16 protein-coding genes and 3 pseudogenes are annotated in these 20286 nt (G+C 71.3%); 8 read left to right on the top strand and 11 right to left on the bottom strand.

Going from position 1 to position 20286, the window contains the following annotated elements; genetic code table 11:
* Positions 1-641: 641 nt before the first annotated feature.
* The 3 genes and pseudogenes from AB0E62_RS26510 to AB0E62_RS26500 all read right to left on the bottom strand — a co-directional run bounded on the left by AB0E62_RS26510 (position 642) and on the right by AB0E62_RS26500 (position 4140).
* Entirely contained in the window at positions 642-2720 is a 2079-nt protein-coding gene (locus AB0E62_RS26510; protein ID WP_362198682.1) for a DUF4157 domain-containing protein, read from the bottom strand.
* Positions 2721-2956: 236 nt separating this feature from the next.
* Positions 2957-3132 (bottom strand): annotated as a pseudogene (locus AB0E62_RS26505) (IS5/IS1182 family transposase); the annotation flags it as partial.
* A gap of 114 nt (positions 3133-3246) precedes the next feature.
* Entirely contained in the window at positions 3247-4140 is an 894-nt protein-coding gene (locus tag AB0E62_RS26500; RefSeq protein ID WP_362198679.1) for a hypothetical protein, read from the bottom strand.
* A 262-nt stretch (positions 4141-4402) separates the two neighbouring features.
* Here AB0E62_RS26500 and AB0E62_RS26495 point away from each other — a divergent pair, with 262 nt between their 5' ends.
* The 4 genes and pseudogenes from AB0E62_RS26495 to AB0E62_RS26480 form a co-directional block, all read left to right on the top strand.
* Entirely contained in the window at positions 4403-4999 is a 597-nt protein-coding gene (locus AB0E62_RS26495; protein ID WP_362198676.1) for a helix-turn-helix domain-containing protein, read from the top strand.
* 208 nt (positions 5000-5207) lie between these two features.
* Complete coding sequence (locus AB0E62_RS26490) at positions 5208-5570, top strand: MarR family transcriptional regulator (protein WP_362198775.1); 363 nt, start codon at positions 5208-5210, stop codon at positions 5568-5570.
* On the top strand, positions 5567-7027 hold the full coding sequence (locus tag AB0E62_RS26485) for an MFS transporter (protein WP_362198673.1): 1461 nt from the start codon (positions 5567-5569) through the stop codon (positions 7025-7027). The genes AB0E62_RS26490 and AB0E62_RS26485 overlap by 4 nt, the downstream gene beginning before the upstream one ends.
* 30 nt (positions 7028-7057) lie before the next feature.
* A pseudogene (locus AB0E62_RS26480) lies at positions 7058-7178 on the top strand (DUF1330 domain-containing protein); the annotation flags it as partial.
* Between the two features lie 25 nt (positions 7179-7203).
* Here AB0E62_RS26480 and AB0E62_RS26475 read toward each other — a convergent pair.
* Together AB0E62_RS26475 and AB0E62_RS26470 are read right to left on the bottom strand one after the other, a co-directional pair.
* Positions 7204-7980, bottom strand: a complete 777-nt coding sequence (locus tag AB0E62_RS26475) for a hypothetical protein (RefSeq protein ID WP_362198670.1) — start codon at positions 7978-7980, stop codon at positions 7204-7206.
* A 226-nt stretch (positions 7981-8206) separates the two neighbouring features.
* Positions 8207-8647: an ALF repeat-containing protein gene (locus AB0E62_RS26470; RefSeq protein ID WP_362198667.1), complete on the bottom strand. Its 441-nt coding sequence runs from the start codon at positions 8645-8647 to the stop codon at positions 8207-8209.
* A gap of 1004 nt (positions 8648-9651) precedes the next feature.
* On the opposite strand from AB0E62_RS26470, the pseudogene AB0E62_RS26465 reads away from it, so the two are divergent.
* Positions 9652-9839, top strand: a pseudogene (locus tag AB0E62_RS26465) (IS5/IS1182 family transposase); the annotation flags it as partial.
* A gap of 127 nt (positions 9840-9966) precedes the next feature.
* Here AB0E62_RS26465 and AB0E62_RS26460 read toward each other — a convergent pair.
* Positions 9967-10572 (bottom strand): lytic polysaccharide monooxygenase, encoded by a 606-nt coding sequence (locus AB0E62_RS26460; RefSeq protein ID WP_362198664.1) that lies wholly within the window; start codon positions 10570-10572, stop codon positions 9967-9969.
* Positions 10573-11049: 477 nt separating this feature from the next.
* Between AB0E62_RS26460 and AB0E62_RS26455 the strand changes: the two genes are divergently transcribed.
* On the top strand, positions 11050-12138 hold the full coding sequence (locus AB0E62_RS26455) for a hypothetical protein (RefSeq protein WP_362198660.1): 1089 nt from the start codon (positions 11050-11052) through the stop codon (positions 12136-12138).
* Positions 12139-12619: 481 nt separating this feature from the next.
* Here AB0E62_RS26455 and AB0E62_RS26450 read toward each other — a convergent pair whose 3' ends face one another.
* The gene (locus AB0E62_RS26450; protein WP_362198657.1) at positions 12620-14938 is read right to left on the bottom strand and encodes a glycoside hydrolase family 9 protein; all 2319 of its coding nucleotides are present in this window, start codon (positions 14936-14938) and stop codon (positions 12620-12622) included.
* Between the two features lie 584 nt (positions 14939-15522).
* Here AB0E62_RS26450 and AB0E62_RS26445 point away from each other — a divergent pair.
* Positions 15523-15957: a VOC family protein gene (locus tag AB0E62_RS26445; protein ID WP_362198654.1), complete on the top strand. Its 435-nt coding sequence runs from the start codon at positions 15523-15525 to the stop codon at positions 15955-15957.
* Between the two features lie 226 nt (positions 15958-16183).
* Here the strand turns inward: AB0E62_RS26445 and AB0E62_RS26440 are convergent, their stop codons facing one another.
* The 4 genes from AB0E62_RS26440 to AB0E62_RS26425 form a co-directional block, all read right to left on the bottom strand.
* On the bottom strand, positions 16184-16714 hold the full coding sequence (locus AB0E62_RS26440; RefSeq protein ID WP_362198651.1) for a DUF6584 family protein: 531 nt from the start codon (positions 16712-16714) through the stop codon (positions 16184-16186).
* 274 nt (positions 16715-16988) lie between these two features.
* The gene (locus AB0E62_RS26435; protein ID WP_362198648.1) at positions 16989-17324 is read right to left on the bottom strand and encodes a hypothetical protein; all 336 of its coding nucleotides are present in this window, start codon (positions 17322-17324) and stop codon (positions 16989-16991) included.
* A 610-nt stretch (positions 17325-17934) separates the two neighbouring features.
* Entirely contained in the window at positions 17935-18375 is a 441-nt protein-coding gene (locus tag AB0E62_RS26430) for a hypothetical protein (RefSeq protein ID WP_362198645.1), read from the bottom strand.
* A gap of 332 nt (positions 18376-18707) precedes the next feature.
* Positions 18708-19091: a hypothetical protein gene (locus AB0E62_RS26425; protein WP_362198642.1), complete on the bottom strand. Its 384-nt coding sequence runs from the start codon at positions 19089-19091 to the stop codon at positions 18708-18710.
* A gap of 328 nt (positions 19092-19419) precedes the next feature.
* On the opposite strand from AB0E62_RS26425, the gene AB0E62_RS26420 reads away from it, so the two are divergent.
* A complete protein-coding gene (locus tag AB0E62_RS26420; RefSeq protein ID WP_362198639.1) occupies positions 19420-20199 on the top strand; it encodes a DoxX family protein in 780 nt (259 codons plus the stop codon).
* Positions 20200-20286 lie beyond the last annotated feature (87 nt).

Here is a 20286-nt window from a genome sequence, read left to right as displayed (position 1 = left end):
CCGTCCGGCACCGTGCCGGCGGGCCTGCCCACGCCGGGCCGGGTGACCGCGCCCGGGCACCGGCCCTGGCCGGCGGCGGCCGGCGCCGCGTCCCTGTCGCCGGCCGGGGTTCGATCGCCGAGCAGCCGGATCCTCCTCCCGCCCGTGCGTCGCGGCGCGGTACGGCCCCGAGGATCCGCGGCGGATCCGCAGAACCAACCGCGGTCATCGTGTCCGCTCCGGCCCGGGCCGGTGGGGACTGTGCGGGCCCGCCTGCTTTTGGTGCCCTTGCCGCGCTGCGAGGACCTGCAGATGGCCGGCGAGAGTGGTGGTGCCGCAGCCCCGTCGAGCGGAGTCGCGCCGCCGAGTTCGCCGCCCGCACCGGCCCCGGACCGGCCCGCCGCCGTCGCCGAGGCCGTTCCCGTGCCCCTGGTGTTGCACCGGCGACCTGCTGCGCGCCGCGGCTTCACGCGGCGTCGCCGAGATCACCGCCGACGCGGCGCTGCGCCGGTCGGTGTTCACCGGGTCCGGGGCCGCGCCGAGCGGCACCCGTGACGACGGCCGCGGCCTGCGGGCGCTGCCGCAATCCGCCCGCCGCTCGGTCGCCGCCGCCGCGGAGCCTGATGGCGACGCGGACCGCGACCCGGCGCCCTGACGAGACGTCAACTCCCGTCGCCCTGCTGGCTCCGTGCACCCACCAGGCGGCGTCCCCGGGACATGCCGGTCTGCAGGGTCTGCGGGCGCAGGTACCGTCGCAGCCAGCCGCTCACGTGCGAGATCAGTCCGTCGAAGTCCTTGGGCAGGGTACCTCCGCTCATCTGCAGCACCTCCCGGGCGAGGCCGGTGGCCAGGATGTTGCGGACGACGGCCGCCTGGTCCGCCAGACCGCCGTACGTGCTGGAGGTCTCGTCCTCGCCGGTCACTGGGATGTCGATGTCGAAGGAGTCCACGATCGACTGGATGAACTTGCGGGCGTCGGAGGCGGCCACGCCCTCCAGCGTGTCCCGGACCTGCGTCCACACGTTCCGGTCCTGGTTGGCGGTGTCGGCGCCTGCGGCCGCCCGGTTCCGCACCTCCTCGATCAGCTCGTCATCGTCCTCGAACTGATCCAGCCGGGCCGAGAGTTGCTGTCCGACACGGTTGATCGACTGGTTGGCGAGGCTCTCGCCGGCCCACAGGTTGTAGGGGTTGTTCGACAGCAGGGTCATCACCCGGGTGATGGTCTCGGTCAGCCGGCTGCGCAGCCGCTCCGAGCTCGCGCTGCTGGTCTCCGAGACTGAGGGGGAGGGGCTGCGGCCGGTGACGACGCCGCTCATGGCGCTGTGCTGACTCGAGCCGTCCTCCTGCGACTGCGGGGCGCTCGTCATCTCCACGTCGCCGTCCGAACCGGTCTCCGACTCCACGGCGTCGAGTTCGGCCCAGGTGCTCTCCGCCTCCAGTACGTCGTTGAGCCGGCGCATCCGGGCATGGATGTCCTCCCCGGGCGCCAGCGCCCGGTCGAAGACGTTCTGGAACGCGTCGCGCAGGGTGTGCCACGCGATGATGTGCCGGCGGTCCTCGTCGTCGGCGGTGACGATCTCGTTGGCCGTGTCGTCCCAACCGGGACGACCGCCCATCACGACGCGGGCCCCGGGGCCCGCGTCCGACGCCGTCGCGGTCGTCACCACCTCCAGGTCACCGCCGCGGTTGCCCCGCTGGTGCACGAGCCAGTTCATCAGCGAGTCGGTGAACGGCCTCAGGACCGGGTCGTCGGCGATCTCCGAGAGGCGCTGTAACTCCGTGAGCTCTCTCACCGCCGCGCCGAGGGAGTCACCGCTGTTCGGCGTCACGTACACGTCACGGACGCCGTAGGCCATGCGTACCGGGGTGCCGCGCAGCAACTGGTCCCAGGTGATCGTGGCCACCCTGAGGTTCGCGTCCAGCCGGGGGTCGCTCGCCCGGCCGCTGTTGGCCGTCGCGGACCGGGTGCCCGGGTTCCCTGCGGGGATGGACACCGGGACGTCGAGTTCCGTCCTGGCCAGCCAGTCCGTGATGGTGGACGTCTCGTCCTGGGAGAGGCCCGGCCGGACGTCGGAGATCCGGGCGCGCTGGACCGCGAGCCCGCGCGGGCCGCCTCCGTGCCCTCGCACGGGGGCCTGCCGGACCGCCGCGGCGGCACCCCGGTCGGGCACCGGACCGGCGAGCGCGGCCGTCGCCGTCGCTTCGGCGGCGCGCTCGAAGGCGTCCGAGGGATCACTGACGGACAGGCCCGCGCCGTTGTCGCTTCCCGCCACCGGTCCCAGGCGCTGCTGCTTCACATGTGCCAGCTCATGGGCGACCGTGTGCCGGTCACCACCGCCCTCGCCGATCACGATGTGCTCACCGGAGGTGTAGGCCCGGGCGCCCACCGCGGCGGCCGACCGCTGCGCCGTCACGCCGTCGTGCACCCGGACCGTGGAGAAGTCCGCGCCCAACCGCGCCTCCATCTCCTCCCGCAGCGGCGGGTGGAGAGGGGAACCGGGCTGGCCGAGGACGTCCGCGACCCCGGAGGCGGGCGTGGCCGGGCCGGGCGCGCGCTGAGCGGTGATCAAGTCCGCCACGGCCCGGTTGCCGATGGCCCGTTGCAGGGCCAGGGCGATCTGAGGGGAGAGCGCCGCCCGTCCGTGCGGCGCACCGGCCTCGACCTCGGCACCCGGCTGCCGCCGTCCTGTCTCCGCGGCGGTCCGCGGCTCGGCCTCCCGGCGGCGTCGGGCGCGTGGCATCGGTTCCTCCTTCGCCTGCGGGACGGGTAGGGCAGGCCCGATCCACCGTGCCACGCGCCCCTTCGCGCGGTAAGGGCCGCGGGGGCAGAGCCGTTGCCCTCGGCGCCCGGCCGCACGCCCGCTTCTGTCAGCCGTTGTCATCGGACGGGCAGCGGTCGCTGATCGCGCCGGTGATCACCACGTGGAGGGCCCGGTATCGGTCGGTCAGCGGCCATCAGAGCGCTGACGACCTGTGGGTTCGTGCGCCAGTATGCCGCGGCCGGCAGGGCCCGGCCTCCAGTGGGAGGACTCCACGGCCGGCTTTTGCGGGCGTCCGCACCCTCGCGTCGCGGCACCGTCACCTGCTTGCCGAACCGCCGCGGACTGAGCCGGTGAACGGGCCTGTCCAGCACAGGTGCGACGCCGTGATCACACGTGCCCTGCGACTCCGCGCAGTACCTCGCCCCGCGCGATGTGAGACAGCAACTGTTGGACTGCCGGCCCAGCCTCGTCGGCCTTGAACGTTGCGGGGGCAGCACCGGCCGGGTCAGGTGCTCGGGTTCCTCCCGGCACGGTCGGCGCGGGCGAGCAGCCGGGCCCGGTCGGTCATGAGCGCGTCCAGTTCCGCGCGGTGGCGGTGGATCAGGTCCCGCTGGATGCCGGTCTCCGCCGCGTACCAGAGCTCCACCAGGCCCGTCCGCCTCTTGCAGGCGATGTCGGCGAGCGCGGTCCGCCGTTCCTCGGGGGTCGCCTCGTGCGCGGGGAACGAGGGTTCCAGCGGGGTGCGGTAGCGGAAGTCCTCCTCGCGCATGCACGCGGACCAGCGCGCCATGCCCCGGACGACTCCCGGGTCTTCGAGGGAGCGCTCGAACGATTCCACGTTCAGGCGCCGCAGGTTCTCCGGATCCGCCGGGTACCCGGGTGCGCCGGTGACCTGCCGGGCGGACGCCGCGATACAGCCTTCCGCGGGCACGCCGGCCCGCGGCCGGGTCCCGTCGTGCGTGCCGGTGAGCGCCTCGGACCGGGCCCGGTCGAGCGTTTCTCCCGGCACCTGCGACGGGACGGGCGGCAGGTGGTAGCCGAACTCCGCGGCGGAAGCGGCGTCGGTGACCCCGTAGCGGCGCTCGTTGCGGGGCGGCGAGGGAGGCGGTGCCAACGGACCGGGAGGCGGCCGCAGTCCGGCGCCCCGCATGCAGTCGGCCACCAGGACGCCGATCCCGCGCTGGATCCGGGCGGTGTCCGACGGGGTGAGGAAGTACCGGTCCAGCGGCAGCACACGCTCCGGCTCCGCGGCCCGTGCCGTGGCCGGCCGGCGGTGCGTGGCGCTGGGGCCGGACGGGGCGTCGGGGCCTTCCCGGCCGCAGCCCAGCAGCACCCCCGCGCAGAGGAGGACGGCGGCCGCGGGCCGCAGGAAGGACGCCGGGAGGGGCGAGCGGGTCACCGGTGACGGTCCCTTCGTAGGCTCCGGGACCGCCCCGCCCCCGTTCCGACGGGGCGGTCCCGGCGGGATCAGTAGACGCGGAACGACGCGTTGTTGTTCTTCGTCCTGGTCAGATTGACGTTGCCGCAGGCGGGAACATCGTCGTACACCCCCGACCAGTTGCTGTTGAAGTAGACGCGAACGAAGCCGTTGCACCTGTCGGGGTATTGGTACGTGGCTTCTGCCCGCTCCCACCGCGCTCGCGGTCGGGCATTCCGGCGGTGTGAGCGGTTTCGCCGTACGCCTGACGCCGATGGCCGGCTATCGTCTCTTCGGCCTGCCCATGCACGAATGGGACGCCGCCGGTCTCGAAGCCCCCGACCTGCTGCCGAGGTCCCTCAGAACCCTGCCCGAGCAGCTCAGGGAGGCAGCGCCGCACGAACGCCCCCGGCTGCTCGACCGCGTGCTGAGCCCGCTGCTGCGCGACGCGCCCGCGGTCGCACCGGAAGTGCTGTCCGCCTGGGAGGAACTGCGTCGCACCGGTGGCCGGGTGCGCACCGCCCACCTGGCCGCCCGCGCCCTGTGCAGCGTCCGGCACCTGGAATGGCTGTTCCGGACACAGGTGGGCCGCTCGCCCGCCGTGATGGCCCGGATCCTGAGGTTCAACCACGCGCTTCGTCTACAGGCCCTGGGCACACCGCTCCCGCAGGTCGCCCGGGAGGCCGGATTCTACGATCAGGCGCACCTCGGCCATGTCTTCCGTTCCACCGTGGGACTGACGCCCGCCCGGTTCGCCCGTGAGTGGATCGACTGGCGTTCCGCCCTCACGTCCTCGGCAGCCGATGAGAGGGGCTCGTCCGGCCCGGAAACCGGCCCCTGAACACGATGGGCCCTCGGCCGGGCAGGTGGGGGCGGTGACGACGTCGGTGAGGGAGCCGCGGACGCCGACCCACTTACATAAATCATGAATATAAAAGAGCTATGCTTCGACCATGAGTCGTCAAGGCACCACTCCTGACGCGTCCGCAGCCATCGGGACCGCCCTCTACGGCCTGGCCACGAGGGCCGCGAGACGCCTGCCCCGGGACATGAGTCTGACGTCCGCAGCCACCCTGGCCACCCTGGACCGGACCGGCCCGCGGCGCATCACCGATCTGGCCGCGGTCGAGGGCGTCACCCAGCCCGCGATGACCGCCCTGGTCCGGGTGATGGAGGAGTCCGGCCTGGTCGAGCGGCGGGGCGACGCGTCCGACAAGCGGGTCACGCTGGTGTGCCTGACCGAGGCCGGCGCCTCCTATGTCCGGACGCGGCGCCAAGCGGGCGTTCGCGCGTTCGAGCGGTTGATCGGCGAGCTCACCGGCGACGAGATCGAGGCGCTGGTGGCGGCCCTTCCGGCGCTGGAGCATCTGGCAGAGCTCGACAGCCAGGACCGAGAGGGGTCGAAGCGGTGACCGGGCAGCCGGTCGGCGAGGGCGCGGCGAAGACGTCACCGGTGGCGCGTTCCGAGGCGCGGCTGCTGGTCCCCTCCCTGATGTTCATCGCCCTGGTCGTGGCAGCGGTCGCCAGCCTCGGGACGCCACTCATCACCAGCGTGGCGACCTCGTTCCACGTCTCGCTCGGCAGCGCGCAGTGGACGCTGACCGTCGCGCTGCTCAGCGGCGCCGTCACCACGCCGGTCCTGGGCCGGCTCGGAGCCGGCCGGCACCGGCGGGTCACCATCCTCGCCACGCTGGTGGTCGTCGTCACCGGCAGCGCGCTCACCGTGCTGCCGCTGCCGTTCGCGTGGCTGCTGGCCGGCAGGGCGGCCCAGGGCGTCGGGCTCGGGCTGACGGCACTGATGATCGGCGTGGCGCGGGACCACCTCCCCGAGGAGCGCAGCGCGGCCGTGATCGCCCTGATCTCGGTGGTCTCGGTCATCGGGGCCGGCGTCGGCTACCCGCTGGCGGCGCTGCTCGCCGAGTTCGGCGGGGTACGGGCCGCCTACGGCCTCGGCCTGGCCGTCACCGCCGCCGCCCTCCTGACCGCGTGGCGCGCCATGCCCGAAGCCCCCGAGGGCCGCTCCGCCCGCGTGGACGTGGCAGGCGCGGTCGTCCTGGCCGCCGCGCTGCTCCTGGTGCTGTTCCTCGCCGGCGAACGGAATCTGTGGAGCCGGCACCTCGTCGTGGCGGCGGGGCTCGTCGTCGTCGCGGTGGTGCTGCTCTGCGTCTGGGCCGTCATCGAACTGCGCAGCACGACGCCCCTGGTCGATGTGCGGGCGGTGCGGCACCCGGCGGTCGCCGGGGCGAACCTCGCCATGTTCGTCGGCGGGATCGGCATGTACCTCCTGCTCACGCTCATCACCCGGTACGCGCAGACGCCGCACGGCGCCGGCTACGGCTTCGGGCTGACGACCTTCGTCGCCGGGCTGGTCCTCATCCCGTTCTCGGTGCTGGGGTTCGTCGCCGGCAAGCTCACGCCGCGGGTCCGGACACGGATCGCCGACCCCCTGCTCCTGGCCGCCGGCGCCGTCGTGGTCGGCGGCGGGTTCGCCCTGTTCACGGCGGCCCGGTCGGACCTGGCCGAACTGTTCGCGGCGATGGGCGTGCTCGGCTTCGGCGTCGGCGGCTTCTCGGCCGCGATGCCCGGCGTCATCCTGGCCGTCACCCCCAAGAGCGAGACATCGAGCGCCATGAGCTTCCACTACGTGGTCCGCAGCGTCGGGTACTCCCTGGGCAGCGCCATCGGCGGCCTGACACTCGCCGCGGGCACCGGCCCAGGCCACCTCTTCCCCGACGACAGCGCCTACACCACCGCGGCGCTGATCGGCATGGGCGCCATGGCGATCACGACGCTGACGAGTCTGGCTCTCGCCCGCCGACGAGTCTGGCTCTCGCCCGCCGGCGCTCGTGCGCGACCAACCCGTAAGTGAGAACGCACTCGTCCCCGCACTGCAGGTGCCATGCCCAAGGGCTACTGGGTCAGCGCCTTACCGCATCGTTTCAGTCCCCGAGAAGCTGGCTGCTCACATCAAGCCGGCCGGTCCGGCCGTCCGGGCCGGGGGCGGCCGGGTCCTCGCCCGTGGGCGGAGCGCAGGGGCGAGTCCGGTCAGTTGGCCGGCGTGTTCCGTGTCATCCCGGCTGCCTCGGTGATGGCGCGTTGCCTGAGATCACCGAACAGCTGCATCGTGACGGCGGCCAGGACGTCGTCCCCGCCAACAGTCCGCCGGTCCCCGCGGCGGATGGACAGGGCGAGGAGGGGGTCCTTGAGCGGCGGGGCCGGGGCTGGCCCGCCCGGCACCACCAGGCTGACCGTCCCGAACCGCTTGACCCCGCCCTCACGGACGACCATGGCCGCGTCCCGGGCCAGGGCCGTCAGGAACACGCTCGCGATGCCGTCCAGGTCGCGGACCATCGCCGGGACCGCCCTCACCCCCCGGCTGCCCAGCAGCCTTCTCACCCCGGCCTCGAACCGGTGAGCGCCAGCCACACCACTCGGTGTACGCGTCCCGCGGCGCTCACGAAGAGACACGAGCGAACCATCGGCGTTGTGCAGCTCGCCCAACAGGCCGTGAAAGGTCGGGCTGTGCAGGTACCACTCCGATCCGACCTCGACCTCGACGTTCCGGTCGATCGCCGAGATGAGGTCCTTGGGAATCAGCCTCTTCCTGGCCTCCTCGGCCGCCGCGCTTCTCGCGCCGTCGATGATCTCCGCCATCAGGGTCCGCGTCACCGACGCGGCGGCCCACGCGGCCGACCGGGAGACGTGCAACGAGGTCACGTCCCTGAACACCGCTTTGACGAGCTGAGGCTTGAACGGCAAGTCGGTCACGGCGGAAACGGTCTGCGGACCGCTGTGCTCGGTGCGCAGGGGTTGTGTGGTCATCGAAGAATGTGCTTTCTGCTGTCGGAGGTGTCAGTGGCCCACGCCGCACCGGGCGACGGGACCACAGAGCTGTGCGGAGGACGCCGAGCCGGGACGGGGCCTGCCGGTCGGGGCCGCCGGCACACAGAGGTGCAGGCGGCCCCGACCGGATTCTCGTCGTTCCGGCGACCGGGCGTGCGGCAGGGGTGCCACCCGGGCGACGCGCTGCGGTGCGGCGCCGTGCCGGTCAGGCGACCTGGTACCTGCCGACTTCCAGGAAGTGGCGCAGTACTTCGGGTGTGTTGTCGTCGAGGGCGGCGTTGGCTGCCGCGCGCAGGACCGGGCTGGTGGACGGGTCGGCGAGGATGCGGGTGATGGCGACGCGGTCGTCCTCGGCCTGGGCGATGCGGTAGCCGGTCTCCAGCCAGGCGCGCATCGCCTCGGGGTCATTGGCGTCCAGGAGGGCGTTCGCTTCTCGTGTCACACGCCGGCCGCTGTCCGGGTCGGCGAGGATCCGGACTATGGCCACCCTCAGGTCGTCGGCGTCCGGCTCGTCCGCGGACGAGGACACCGCGGGTACCGTCACCGCGGTCGGTGCCGCCGCGGCGGCGAAGGACGGGGTGGCGAGCAGGAGGGCCGGGGCGAGGATGCCAGCGGCGATGCCGGGTGCTACGCGGTGCGGTCGCAAGGGGAATACTCCTCTTCGTTCGCCTGGACGTGAGCTGAGACGCCTCAGGGCGTTCACCTCGTTGATGTTGCCACCTCGGTCTGACAGTGGCGGTTGACCCGCTGCGGTCGCAGGGCATCGTCGCCGCGGACGTGCCCGGTGCCTCATGGCGGCGCTCCTTAGAGGAGGGTGACCTGGAGCGCGGCTTGTGGCTGTCGGGGCATGATCGGGGCGAGGCGATGCCTGGGGGCGGTCGTGGAGTGGTCCGAGCGTGTTGGTGGTTCGCGACGGGGTTCGGCTCGTCTCCGGGCCGGGGCCGGGGCCGGGGGAGCCGGTCGTGCCGCTGCGCGGCTTGGCCGGTCGTGAGGGTGAGTGGGAGGTGGGGGCGGCCCTGGCTGATTGCCCGGTATCAGGTCGTCGCAGTCGATCAGCGCGGGCGCGGCGCGAGCGAGCGTCATCCGCACGCGCGGGCATCCACGTCAATCTGCTCCGACTCGCCTGTGACATCGCCAGCTTGAGATGATCTGCTTGTGGGCATGGAATGCCGCCTCAAGGGGCCACCGGGCCCGTCGCGATGGCCATGGGCAAAGACTTGTCGTGGAGGAACACGAGCCCGCCCACGACGAGGCCGATGAATCACAGCCGTCAGAAACATCACGGCAGCGTGCAACGGTAGCGGCAGGAGCTCGGACGACAGCCCGGCACGGGACGTACCACACGGTTCGGGCTGGGCGGGTACGGAGAATGCGGGCCTGGCCCCAGACATCGGCTGCCGACGGCGGCGTTGCGTGCACCGCGTGCCGCAGCAGTCGGGGAGCTGCTCGGACCGCGAGCATCAGCGGGTCGGCAGCCGCTGTGCTCGTCTCCGGGCCGGCGTCCTAGGGCATCGGCCGAGCCTCGGCCACAGTGCTCCGTCAGCAGTGGGTGCCCAGTCCCGTCGAGCCGCTCGCTCCAGCCGATCATCAGCACTGTTGACCGGGGCAGCCCCCGCCCCGAGCGCCATCTGATCGTCGGTCGTCACAGCCCCGCTCGTCGTCACGCTCGCCGGCGACCGTCGGCATGACGTCACCCAGGCCCCCGGCGCCTGTATGCCGACCGGGGTGACGACTTCGACAAGTACCGCCGTCTGCTGTGGAAGCGCGGCGTCAAGCCGACGACCGCCCGGCGCGGTGCCGCCCATGGCTCAGGGCTGGGCAGGGTGCGTTGGACGGTCGTGTCAATGAGCCGCATGCCATTGGTCATGGTTCTCCCGTCGGGGCAGGTGTGACCAGACAGGTACCCTGCCCCGACGGAGTCCGGCCGGCCGGCGGGAACCGGTGCCGTGTGCGGCGCTTCCCGGCTCAGCCGAAGTTCACGTCGCTGCACCACATGTAGGCCTGGTCGAGGTGCGAGGCCTGCCAGATCACGAACAGGATGTGGCGTCCGGTGTAGCCGGAGGTCTGGACGGGGAACGTGATGTCCTGGGCCGGCGCGTAGCGGCCGGTCTGCGTGATGAAGTCGAGGTTGCCCCAGCCCAGGGTCTGGGTCGTGGGGTCGAAGCCCTGCTTGCTCACGTAGACCTTGAAGTAGTCGGCACCGTGGGACGCCTGGTCGTACAGGTGGACCGAGAAGTTGTTGCCGACAGTGGTGGCCTTCCACGGTCCGGGCTTGTCCAGGCTGGCGTTCCTCGAGAGGTTGTTGCTGCAGAGCGTCCCGTCGGGGGTCCGCGCCTGGAACTGGCCACCGAGGCCGTCGCGAAGCGCGCTCATCCAGTTCCACATGGTGTCGGGGTTGGCCTGGAAGGCCTGCCAACACATGGGGTCCTGGGTCTGCATGGCCGGGTTCGTGTGGTTGCTGCCCCACGTCTTCCAGCACTGGTACGCGCGGGAGGCGGGGTCGACGATGGTGCCGTGAGCCTGGGCGGGGGCCGACCAGGTCAGCGCGCCGACGACCACGGCGAACAGCATGGCGAGCGCCTGGAGAGGCCGGCGGAGGGACGACCGCGAAGGCCCGGTTAACGGACTCTGTGTGCGCATGTGGGGGGAACTCCTTCCAGTTGCAAGCTGTCATGGGAGCGCTCCCAACGGTAGGACGTCTGAGTGAAATGTCAATAAAGCCAACAGAGTTGATCACAAGGGCGGGCGGCGAGCAGGGCTGCTGGATCTCAGTTACAGCCGGATCAACGGGCGGGCAGCACGGTGGGCCCTCGGCGAGTACGCGAACGACCACGAGAGTGGCAAGTCGAAGCCGTAGGCGGTGCTAGCTCGGCCTGGCCCAACTGGACCTGGGGTACGCACCGTTGTCCTCGCCGGTGTGGGGTCCGGTAAGGGTCGCCCGTACCCGCGGTGGTGCCGTACCGGCGCCGTGCGCCGTGGCCGCCGTGTACTCCGGTGGTACGGCCAGGGCCCCCGCGCCCGCATGTGCCACACGCCGTGGAGGCGAGGATGTCACCGAGGCTCAGCTACGAGTTCCCCGACTTCTGCATGCCCCTGTCCCCGCGCGGCCTCAACCCCGCGTGGGACCGGCGAGGAACGCGGATGTACGCCCGGGCGCGCGAGCACTCGCTGCCGACCGACCCGGCCGTCACCCGGCAGATGGTCCGCACCGAACCCGACTTCGCCACCGCCGTCTGCCTGCCCGACGCGGACCCCGAACGCTTCGAGGCGCTGTGCCAGTACGTCATCTGGGTGTGGGCCGTCGACGACGGGCTGGACGAGCGCATCCCCGCGCGGGACGTCGTGTTCGTCGCCGTCGCCGTCGCCGTCGCCGTCGCCGTCGCCGTCGCCGTCGCCGTCGCCGTCGCCGAGCTGGCCCGGGCCGTCGACGGCACCGCGGAACCGGCCGGTCCCGTCGCCCGCGCCGGCCGCGACATCAACACGCGTATCTGCGCGCACCGCTCATCCGCCTGGGTGGAGGCGTTCACCGCCGAAGTCCTCATGTGGCTCGCCACCTTCGTGCGCGAGGTCGCCACCGTGCGGCTCGGGCACTCCATGACACTGGAGGAGTACGTCCCCCACCGGCGCGCCACCTCCGTCCTCGGCTGGTTCATGCACCTCAGCGAGTACGCCGTGGGCGTCGACCTGCCCCATGAGGTCCGCGTGCTGCCGGCCATGACGGAGGCCGGGGACCGGGGAGCCGAATGGATCGGGATCTACAACGACGTCTACTCCGTCGACCGGGAAGACGCCGTCAGATACCCCTTCAACGCCGTCCTCATCACCGAAGACCGGCGTGGCTGCTCCCGTCAGAAAGCCGTGGAGGCCGTCAACACCCTCCTCACCGACCTGATGAAGCAGTACCTCGCCGCCGTGGCACGCGTACCGCGGGAGCTGGCCCGCGTCACCGCCGACGAAGGCGTCCACCGGCAGGTCGAGCGGGTCCTGGAGTCCTACACCACCCAGGTCCGCGGCAACTACGACTACCACCGCGGCAGTCCCCGCTGCGTCGACTCCCCCCGCTACCCGCCCATCGAGCAGAAGGCGGGTGTCCGGCCCGCTTACAGCACCGACGAGCGCTTCGGCTTCCGCCGATGACCCCGCGCGCGGACACGTCGCGCCCGGGACCGGGGAAGGACCTCGACCGGACGGTGCGCACCGCTCCCGGAGCCCTGCCGCTGCTCGGCCACGCCCCGCCTATCTGGTCTGGCATCCCGAGCTGGTGCAGCGGGTCCTGTCCGACGCTCGGACGTTCGACGAGGGCGGGCCCCTGTTCGAGAAGGTACGGCCCTGCTCGTGCCCCCCCCCGCGCGCATGGCTGAGATGTCCGGCCCGCCCGGCCGCCGCCCTCCTGACCCGGCCGGCCCACGTCCTGTCAGGGCGACAGGGAGGTTGCGCATGGTGTGCGGGACTCTGTCCTGACGGGTGCCGGGCCCGGGGCACTGGTCACAAGGGGACGCAGTCGGGGGCGGTCGGCCCGGCCCGCGTGCGGACCGCGCGGTGGTGCACGGCCTGCCGCATACCACTCGATGGTCTGCCCGACGCGGGCCGGGAGGAGAACACGTCAGCGAACCACCGGTCAGCCGCAGTCCTTCCCGTTCAGGGTGAAGGCCGCGGGCGTTCCGGCGGGGGTGCCCGTGCCCTGGAATCCGAAGCTCACGCTGGAGCCCGGCGGGATCGCGGCGTTGTGCGCGACGTTCGCGGCGGTGACACCGGATCCGGCCTGCGAGACGGTGGCGTTCCAGGCGCTCGTCACCTTCTCGGCACCCTTGAACGAGAACCCGAGCCGCCAGCCGTCGACCGCCGTCGTGCCGGTGTTCCGCACACCGACATCAGCGGTGAAGCCGCCGTTCCAGGTGCTGGTGACGGTGTAGGTCACGGCGCACTGGGTCGAGGGGGACGTCGGTGTGGGCGTGGGAGTAGGTGTGGGCGTGGGGGTGGGTGTGGGAGTGGGAGTGGGTGTGGGCGTCGGTGTGGTGCCGTCGGGCTCCGCACCCCACTGCGTGTCCGAACCCTCCGCCAGCACGATGTGCGGCGCGTCCACCGGCGTACTGCCCGGCGTCGTCGGGATCGCCTGGTAGGACCAGTCGTTCGCAGGGTTCCAGGCCCCGGCCGAGACGATGCGGAACTGCACCTCCTTCCGGTAGGCCGACTGGCCCGCCGGAGCGATCACCGCGTTGGAGCAGTCCACGGTGACGAAGTAGACGTCGCCCTCGAAGTGCGTCGGACCGGACACCTTGCCGCACTGGTTGTAGTTGGTGGTGGTGCTGATCTGATCGGGCGTGACCCCGCCGTCGAGCGTGAAGTAGTAGCGCAGGGAAGCGTGCGTCAACGCGCGTGCGGGCCACGCCGACTTGTTGATCAGGTACGCCTTGATCTCGGTGAAGCCGGGACCCGAGGCGTTCACGGACGCCTGGACCGAGACCTCGGGCCCGTCCGGTTTCTCGGCCCGGGGGAAGTCGGCGAGCGGGCTGCCGCCGTACTCGGCGTACAGACGGGCCAGGGCACCGGTGAAGGCCGCGTTGTAGTCGGTGGCCACCTCGTTGTTCACGTAGTTGGACCGGTCGTCGGTGTACGCGTCGTCCGCCGCGCTCGGCCCGCCGACCAGCGCGCCGTACAGGACGTGCCGGTTGTCCACCGGGTTGGTGAGCTGGTCGGTCCACGAGCCGTGAGCGGTCCGGTGGTGCGGCTTCGTCGGCGGGTTCGCGCCGAAGCCGACGACGTAACTGGACTTGCGCGGGTTGTCGCCGAGTGCGTAGTTGATCTGCCGGACCGCGAAGTCGTGATAGCGGGCCTTGCGCACCGGGTCGCCGGTCAGCCAGTCGGCGTACGACAGCGCGGCGAACGCGGTGTTGGCGGCGTACCGCAGCGATCCCCAACTGTCGAGGACCGCCTGCCCGCCGGGCGAGTAGCGCACCTTGGTCCCGTTGACACCGACCGTCCACCAGTCCAGCCACCGGTTGGCGTCGTCGACGTACCGCTGCTTGCCGGTGAGCTGGGCGAGGAGCACGTACGAGCCGTAGGAGGTGTCGTCCCAGGAGAGCGTCCAGCGGTAGGAGCGGGTGGTCGTCTGGGGCTCGGTCGACAGCTTGTCGTAGGCCGATTCGGCCTTCGCCAGGTACGCGGCGTCACCGGTCGCCCTGTACAGCCAGACGGCGCCCCAGACCAGCTCGTCGTTGTAGCCGCTCCAGGAGTTGTAGTACGCCTGGGCATCGGTGATGCAGTCGCTGTACTTGCCGCGGTAGGCGTCGGCGAACGCGTACAACTGCTTGGCGTGGGTGAGCAGTTTGCTCGCGTACGCCGGATCGCTGTCCGCGAACACCATGGAGGACGACGCCATGGCCGCGGCGGTCTGGCCCGCGAGGTCGGACCCCGGGCAGGACGCGTCGATCTTGTACGCGGGCCGCGCCATCGGCATGACTTCGGCCGGCCCCCACCACTTGTGGTCGTCGGCGCCGTTGCCCACCTGGCCGTACAGCACGTTCGCGGACGGGTGCGCCTTGATGAAGTAGTCGTTGACGAACCGCAGGTTGTCCTGGAGGTACCGGAGCTGGCCGGAGGTGGCGTAGGCGGACTTCTGCTCCACGCCGCCCCAGGCGAGCAGGGTGGCGGAAAAGGCCATGGGCAGGCCGAACTTGACGTGGTCCCCGGCGTCGTACCACCCGCCGGTCAGATCGAGACCGGCGTCCTTGCCGTCGCCGAGGGCGGAGTCCCCGCGCCAGGAGACGCGGTTGTCGTCCGGGAGCTTCCCCGACCGCTGAGCGTCGTAGAACCAGAGCGACTTCTGGAGTGCCTCGCCGTAGTTGAAGGCGGCCGACGCGGCGGAGGACGGGCTGGGGGCGGCCGACGGCAGCAGCAGGCCGGCGACGACGGCGACCGCGGCTCCCCACGCACTCACCAGGTGGGAGCGTCGGACACCGGTCGGGACTGCCGGGCGGATTCCGGGAGCCGCTGCGGGGGGCGCGGAGGATCTTCGGGCGGTGAGGAAGGAGAGCGGGCGCAACGGACGTTCCTTCCGTGCGGTGGGCAGGGGGAGTTCGTGCTGCGGCGCGGTACTTCGGGAGGTGGAGACAGGAGTGAGTGGGAGCGCTCCCATACACTGGTTCATGAAGCCAGCGTGCACGGCAACTGTCAATATCCCGCGCGTACTTCCCCCGGACGCCGTGGCGTCCGAGCCGTGCGCTTGGGCCTGCCGGAGGACGACTCGACTGGGCATCGACAGGCGTCCGGGCCGGTTCCACCGGCGTGCGGGTCGGTTCCACCGGCGTCCGGGCCGGTTTCGAAGGGCAAGGGCGCTGCAGACGGCAGCCCCTGGACCCTCGCCCACAAGGCGAAGGCGGCTTCGCGCCCGCCGCGCACGACCTGCGCTCTACGACATACCACGCGCCCACCGCCGCGGCAGCAGTGTGACCGTGTGACCGGATGCGGCAGGCCGTGGGGCCGCGCTGTACCGTCGGCCCCAAGCGCCACTATGGTGATCCGATGGCATCCATCAAGCAGTTCCAGGTCACCTTCGACTGTGCGGAACCTGAGGCCGTGGCCCGGTTCTGGTGTGAGGTGTTGGGGTACGTCGTACCACCGCCCCCGAAGGGGTTCGCCACGTGGGACGACTTCAACCGTTCGCTGCCACCTGAGCGACAGGGTTCGGCGTTCGCCTGCATCGATCCCACAGGTGTGGGTCCACGACTGTTCTTCCAGCGCGTTCCCGAAGGCAAGGTCGTCAAGAACCGGGTTCACCTTGACGTCCGGGTCGGCACCGGGCTCGTGGGTGAGGAACGCCTCGCCACCCTGGAAGCCGAGTGCGCACGACTGGTCGCGCTCGGCGCGGTGCGCGTGCGGCTGCTGCCCGCCAATGACGGGGACGAGTCGTGCATCGTGATGCAGGACGTCGAGGGCAACGAGTTCTGCCTCGACTGAGGGCCGCGTGCCTCTCCTCCTCTCCTCGTCCTGCCCCCACGAGCCGATGCGCAGCGGCCTGTGGCCCGGATCGCCGGGACAGGCGCGGGGGAGGGCGCGCAAGGCACCCTCGCAACTCCATAATCGCGTGGCGGACCCGGCCTCCAGTGGCCCGCTCCACGACCCACCTGTGTGTCACCGACGTACCGAGAACGGCGCTCCCCGCCGGCCCTTGGTGACCTGTGGGTCAGTCGAAGAGGGCGACGACTCCATTGACCCAGACCGCGAGGAACGCAAGGGCTCCCACCAGGCAGCCGACGCCCGCCAGTACGCCGCCGACCGTCCACGGCCCGGAGCGCGCCTCCTCGTACGTCCCCTCCAGGCTGTCCCGGTAGGAGGCGGGGTCGTCCCAGTCGACCGGGTGTCCCAGATCTTCGGCGCAGGCGGTCCGCACCGCGACCAGCTGCTTCTCCGCGAAGGGGGTGGCAGCCATCGCCTCGGGGCCGCGCCAGGCGAGGGCCTTCATCCGCCACCCGGGAGACCCGTACCGCGCCTCGAAGGCGGCGGTCTCGTCGGTGTCGCGGTCCTCCTCGAGGTACATCCAGCGTCCGGCCTCGGCGGCATCGCCGTAGAGCCGGTACACCCCGGCCAGGCGCCGACGGAGCGTCAGGTCGTACGGGAAGGACGAGACAAGACCGCGCAGACGCTGGCGCGCGACGGGAATCCGGCCGGCGGCCAGGTCTGCGTCGACTCGGGCAAGTGTCTCTCTCAGCGGCATGAACACATGATCGGGTGCCGTACGGATCCGCGTCGACTGGTTTGTTGCCGGGCACTGGCCGTCTCCTGACGTCGGCGCTTCAGGATGATGGTGGTGGGGGCGAGCAAGAGGCCGGTTCCACGAGGGATCCGTCGAGGATGTCGCGGCCCACGCGGGCTTCGGCGCACCCGTCTCTCTGCGCCGGCACCTCTCGGCGGCGATCGGCGTCTCCCCGGCGGCCTACCGGCGCACCACCTTCACGGGCTCCGTGCTGCGGGTCTGGCAGTCGCGGGTCTCAGGCTTCGATGCGTACCCAGGTGCGGCCGGCGCGGAGAAAGAGGGTGCCGTCGCGGCCCTGGCCACAATGCATCACCACCCGCCCGGGCACCCGCACCCGCTCCTGGCTGGTGGCGACACACACGTCGCCGGCCAACTCCGCGCGGGTCACGATGGTCCTGCGCTTGTAGTGGTCGCGGCTGGTCAGGACCACCCGCGTGCCGCGCACGGCGAATCCGTCCGGAGTGTGCACCGGGCTGCGGCAGCTCGCGACTTCGCCGGTGGAGGGTGTGATCCGGGTGAGGAAGGTCCCTTTGCCGCTGTACCGGACCAGCCACACTGACTCGCCTTCCATGGCGGCCGTGCAGCCTTGCAGCGGCCAGTCGGGAAGTCTCCCCTTCGGTGCCCACGTGGCGACACCCCGGTTGTCCCAGCCCGCCAGGCCGGCCGCGGTCTCCGGGTGGCCGCCGTGGATACCCTCGTCGCCGTAGGCGGTCCAGATCCCCCGCTGCGGTCGGTGGCCAGGGCCGGAATGTCGTCACCGAGGCAGAAGGCGCCCTCTTGCCGACCCTCGGGGCAGTACACCACGGCGTTCTCCCGCCAGGCTCCCTCCGCGCCCCGGTGGGTACGGCCCGACGCCAGCAGGAACCGGGACCCGGGGAGCAGAGCCAGAGGGCTGGGCCGCATGTCGATCCCTTCGACCGGGATGCGCCGCCGCTCCTGCCCTGAGATGATGACCAGTTCCCCGTCGAAGGGGGGCCTACGCCGCCCGAAGATCGCCACGTTACAGCTCGGGGCAATCCGCACTCCCGCCGGGGGAGCGAAGACCGGCCCTCCGCGCCGTCCTGTGCGATGACTGACCTCAGTCGTTACGGTGATGGTGGGTCGAGGAGGGCCACGCCCGCGCCGATCTGGTGCGCGCGGCGATGCTGCCGCCTTTCCTCATGGGCCGGTGTCCGCGGTGGTCACGGGCAGAAGCGGCCGTTGGGGTTGACGAAGCAGCTGACCTGCCAACTGGACCACGTACCGTCGCCGAAGCGAGCCCGGAACCATGTGTTGCCGTCCGAGCCGATGGCCGAGATGAAGATGAGGGAGTCGCTGGTTTCCTGCTGCGGGTCGGCATCGATGGCGCTCTGGACCCATCCGCCCATGGAGATCCATCCGTTCCAGGAGCCGTCGGGGTAGGTCCAGTTCGTCCACACCGCGTGATCGGTGCCGACGACGAACTCCTCCTTCGTCCCGTTGGCGAACTGGGTGGTCGAGACGCCGTACTCGCAGAAATACTTCGCGCCCTTGTCCGTGCAGTAGGTCGCGGCCTGCGCCGGCGTCGCTGCCGCTGCACTTCCCAGGCCTGCGACCGCGGCCAGGGTCGCGACTGTCGCGAGGACACTCTTGCATCTGCGCATGTGCATGCTCCTTCGTCACGGGATCGGTCGTTACGGCAGCGGGAGAGATCCGGCACTCCCGGCGCCACCGATTCAGTCGACCACGGGCAGGCGAGGGCAGACCATGCAGAACCACCGGCAGAAGTAGCCCTTCTTGCAATCCTGCACGTCTCCTCGGCCCGCGGGCCGGTCACTGCGAAGCCTTGTTCCCGGCCGGTACGGGAGGAACATGCCCGATGATCACCGCTTGGCCGAACCGGCGGTTCCCCGGACTCTCATACGACCCCCGGGACATCACCCTTTCGGACATCCCCACTGGGCTGGCCGGAGCGCGCCGGTATTGCTCACCAGTGTCAGCCGAAGACGAGGTCGACATCCTTCTCGATGCACAACTGCAGAACGAGCGCCAGTTGGCGGGCGTCGTCGATGTGCCGTTGGAGCAGCGGGGCGGTGATACCGCCTTGAGGCTGGTCGGCGATCTCCCGCAGGCGGGGCAGAAGCGCGGCGCACTGGGCCGGCGCAAGGGCGGGACCGTCGTCGTCGGGATGATTGAGCAGTGGTGCCAAGGTGGTGAGGACGTCCTCCCAGGGGCGCTGTCCGCCGAAGCCGTGCATCTCGTTCAGCGCGAACCCCTCAGCCTGTGCCAGCCACTGCCGGAACGCCGCGAAGCCGGTGCAGGACCAAGAGACGTCCGGGCTGCTGGTGTCGTCGTCTCCCGGGAACAGAATGAGCCCCACGTGTCCTCCTCGTTGGCCAGGCACACAGGGTGGACCTCGGGGAGGGGCACCGGCAACCGAGGTGAGTTCGGCGAGGAGGTCGTCCGCCTTCGTGCAGAGGCCCCCGGCAGCGGTGCCGCCCTATCCACACCGTGGATGGGAAGCATCAGCACTTTCGATGTGCCAGGGGATTCCGCTGGGTGAAGGCGCACCGCACAGTGACGCATACGTCATCAGCCCGTGCGGTCGCGACGGTACGCGGCGGAGTCCGCCGAGGCACAGCCATGTCTGCCGGACCGCGGGCCTGCGATGACGTACACACCCGTCACCCGTGGGAGAGGAATCCGCCATGCCCGCTTACCGGTCGGCAAGTCTGAGGCGCGCCGTCGGAGTCGCCCCGGCCCAACGGCTCCAGCCTGTCGCGCCGGCTGTCGCTCGGCTGCTGGCCGGCGTCGTCACGGCGGTCCACGGCCTCGACAAGCTCGTCGACGGACCAGCCGGGTTCGGCGCATTCCTGAGCGGTATGAGTGTGCCCGCGCCGTCCGTGACGGCATGGGCGGTCACGGTCGGGGAGACGGTCGGAGGGGTCTTCCTCGTCCTCGGACTGCTGTCACGGTTGACCGCGGTGTTGCTGACACTACACTTGTGCGTGGCGATGGCACTGGTCGGTGCGGACACCGGGTTCGTGACGCCCCAGCAGGGCGCTGCGAGCGGGTTGGGTACCGAGTTTCCGCTCATGATGGTGGCGGCGTTCCTCGTCGTGCTGCTGGCCGGGCCGGGGCCGTTCGCGCTCGACCGCCTTCTCGGCCTCGAAACGGTTGCGCCGGGACGCCGTGGGCCCGCTTCGGAGCGGCCGTCCGCCGTGCGTGCGTCCGTCATCAGCGGCGTGACCGGGGGCGTGATCGGCGCGGTGATGAGCGCCCTGGTCAACTACTTGGCCGTAGGGGTGCCTTCCGGTGCCGGAGCGAACGCCGCCAACCACGCCGTGTCCGGACTGATCAGTGGCTTCCTCGCCGGGTTCCTCGGGCTGCTGACGCACCAGCGTCGCCACGGCCCCGGAACGGCGGGCGCGGCCGGCGACACCCCGCTCGCACCCGCTGTTCCGGCGGTACAGGTGCCCGAGGTCTGACGGACCCATACCGAGACCCGCGTCCGACACTTCGCGTCTTTCTGGGGAGAGGCCCACCTGTGTGTCACGTTCTGCAGCGAGCCGTTC

The organism is Streptomyces sp. NPDC038707, assembly GCF_040636485.1.
Taxonomy (GTDB): Bacteria; Actinomycetota; Actinomycetes; order Streptomycetales; family Streptomycetaceae; genus Streptomyces.
The sequence above is the reverse complement of the archived record's forward strand: the minus strand, read 5'-3'. Positions and strand labels throughout refer to the sequence as shown.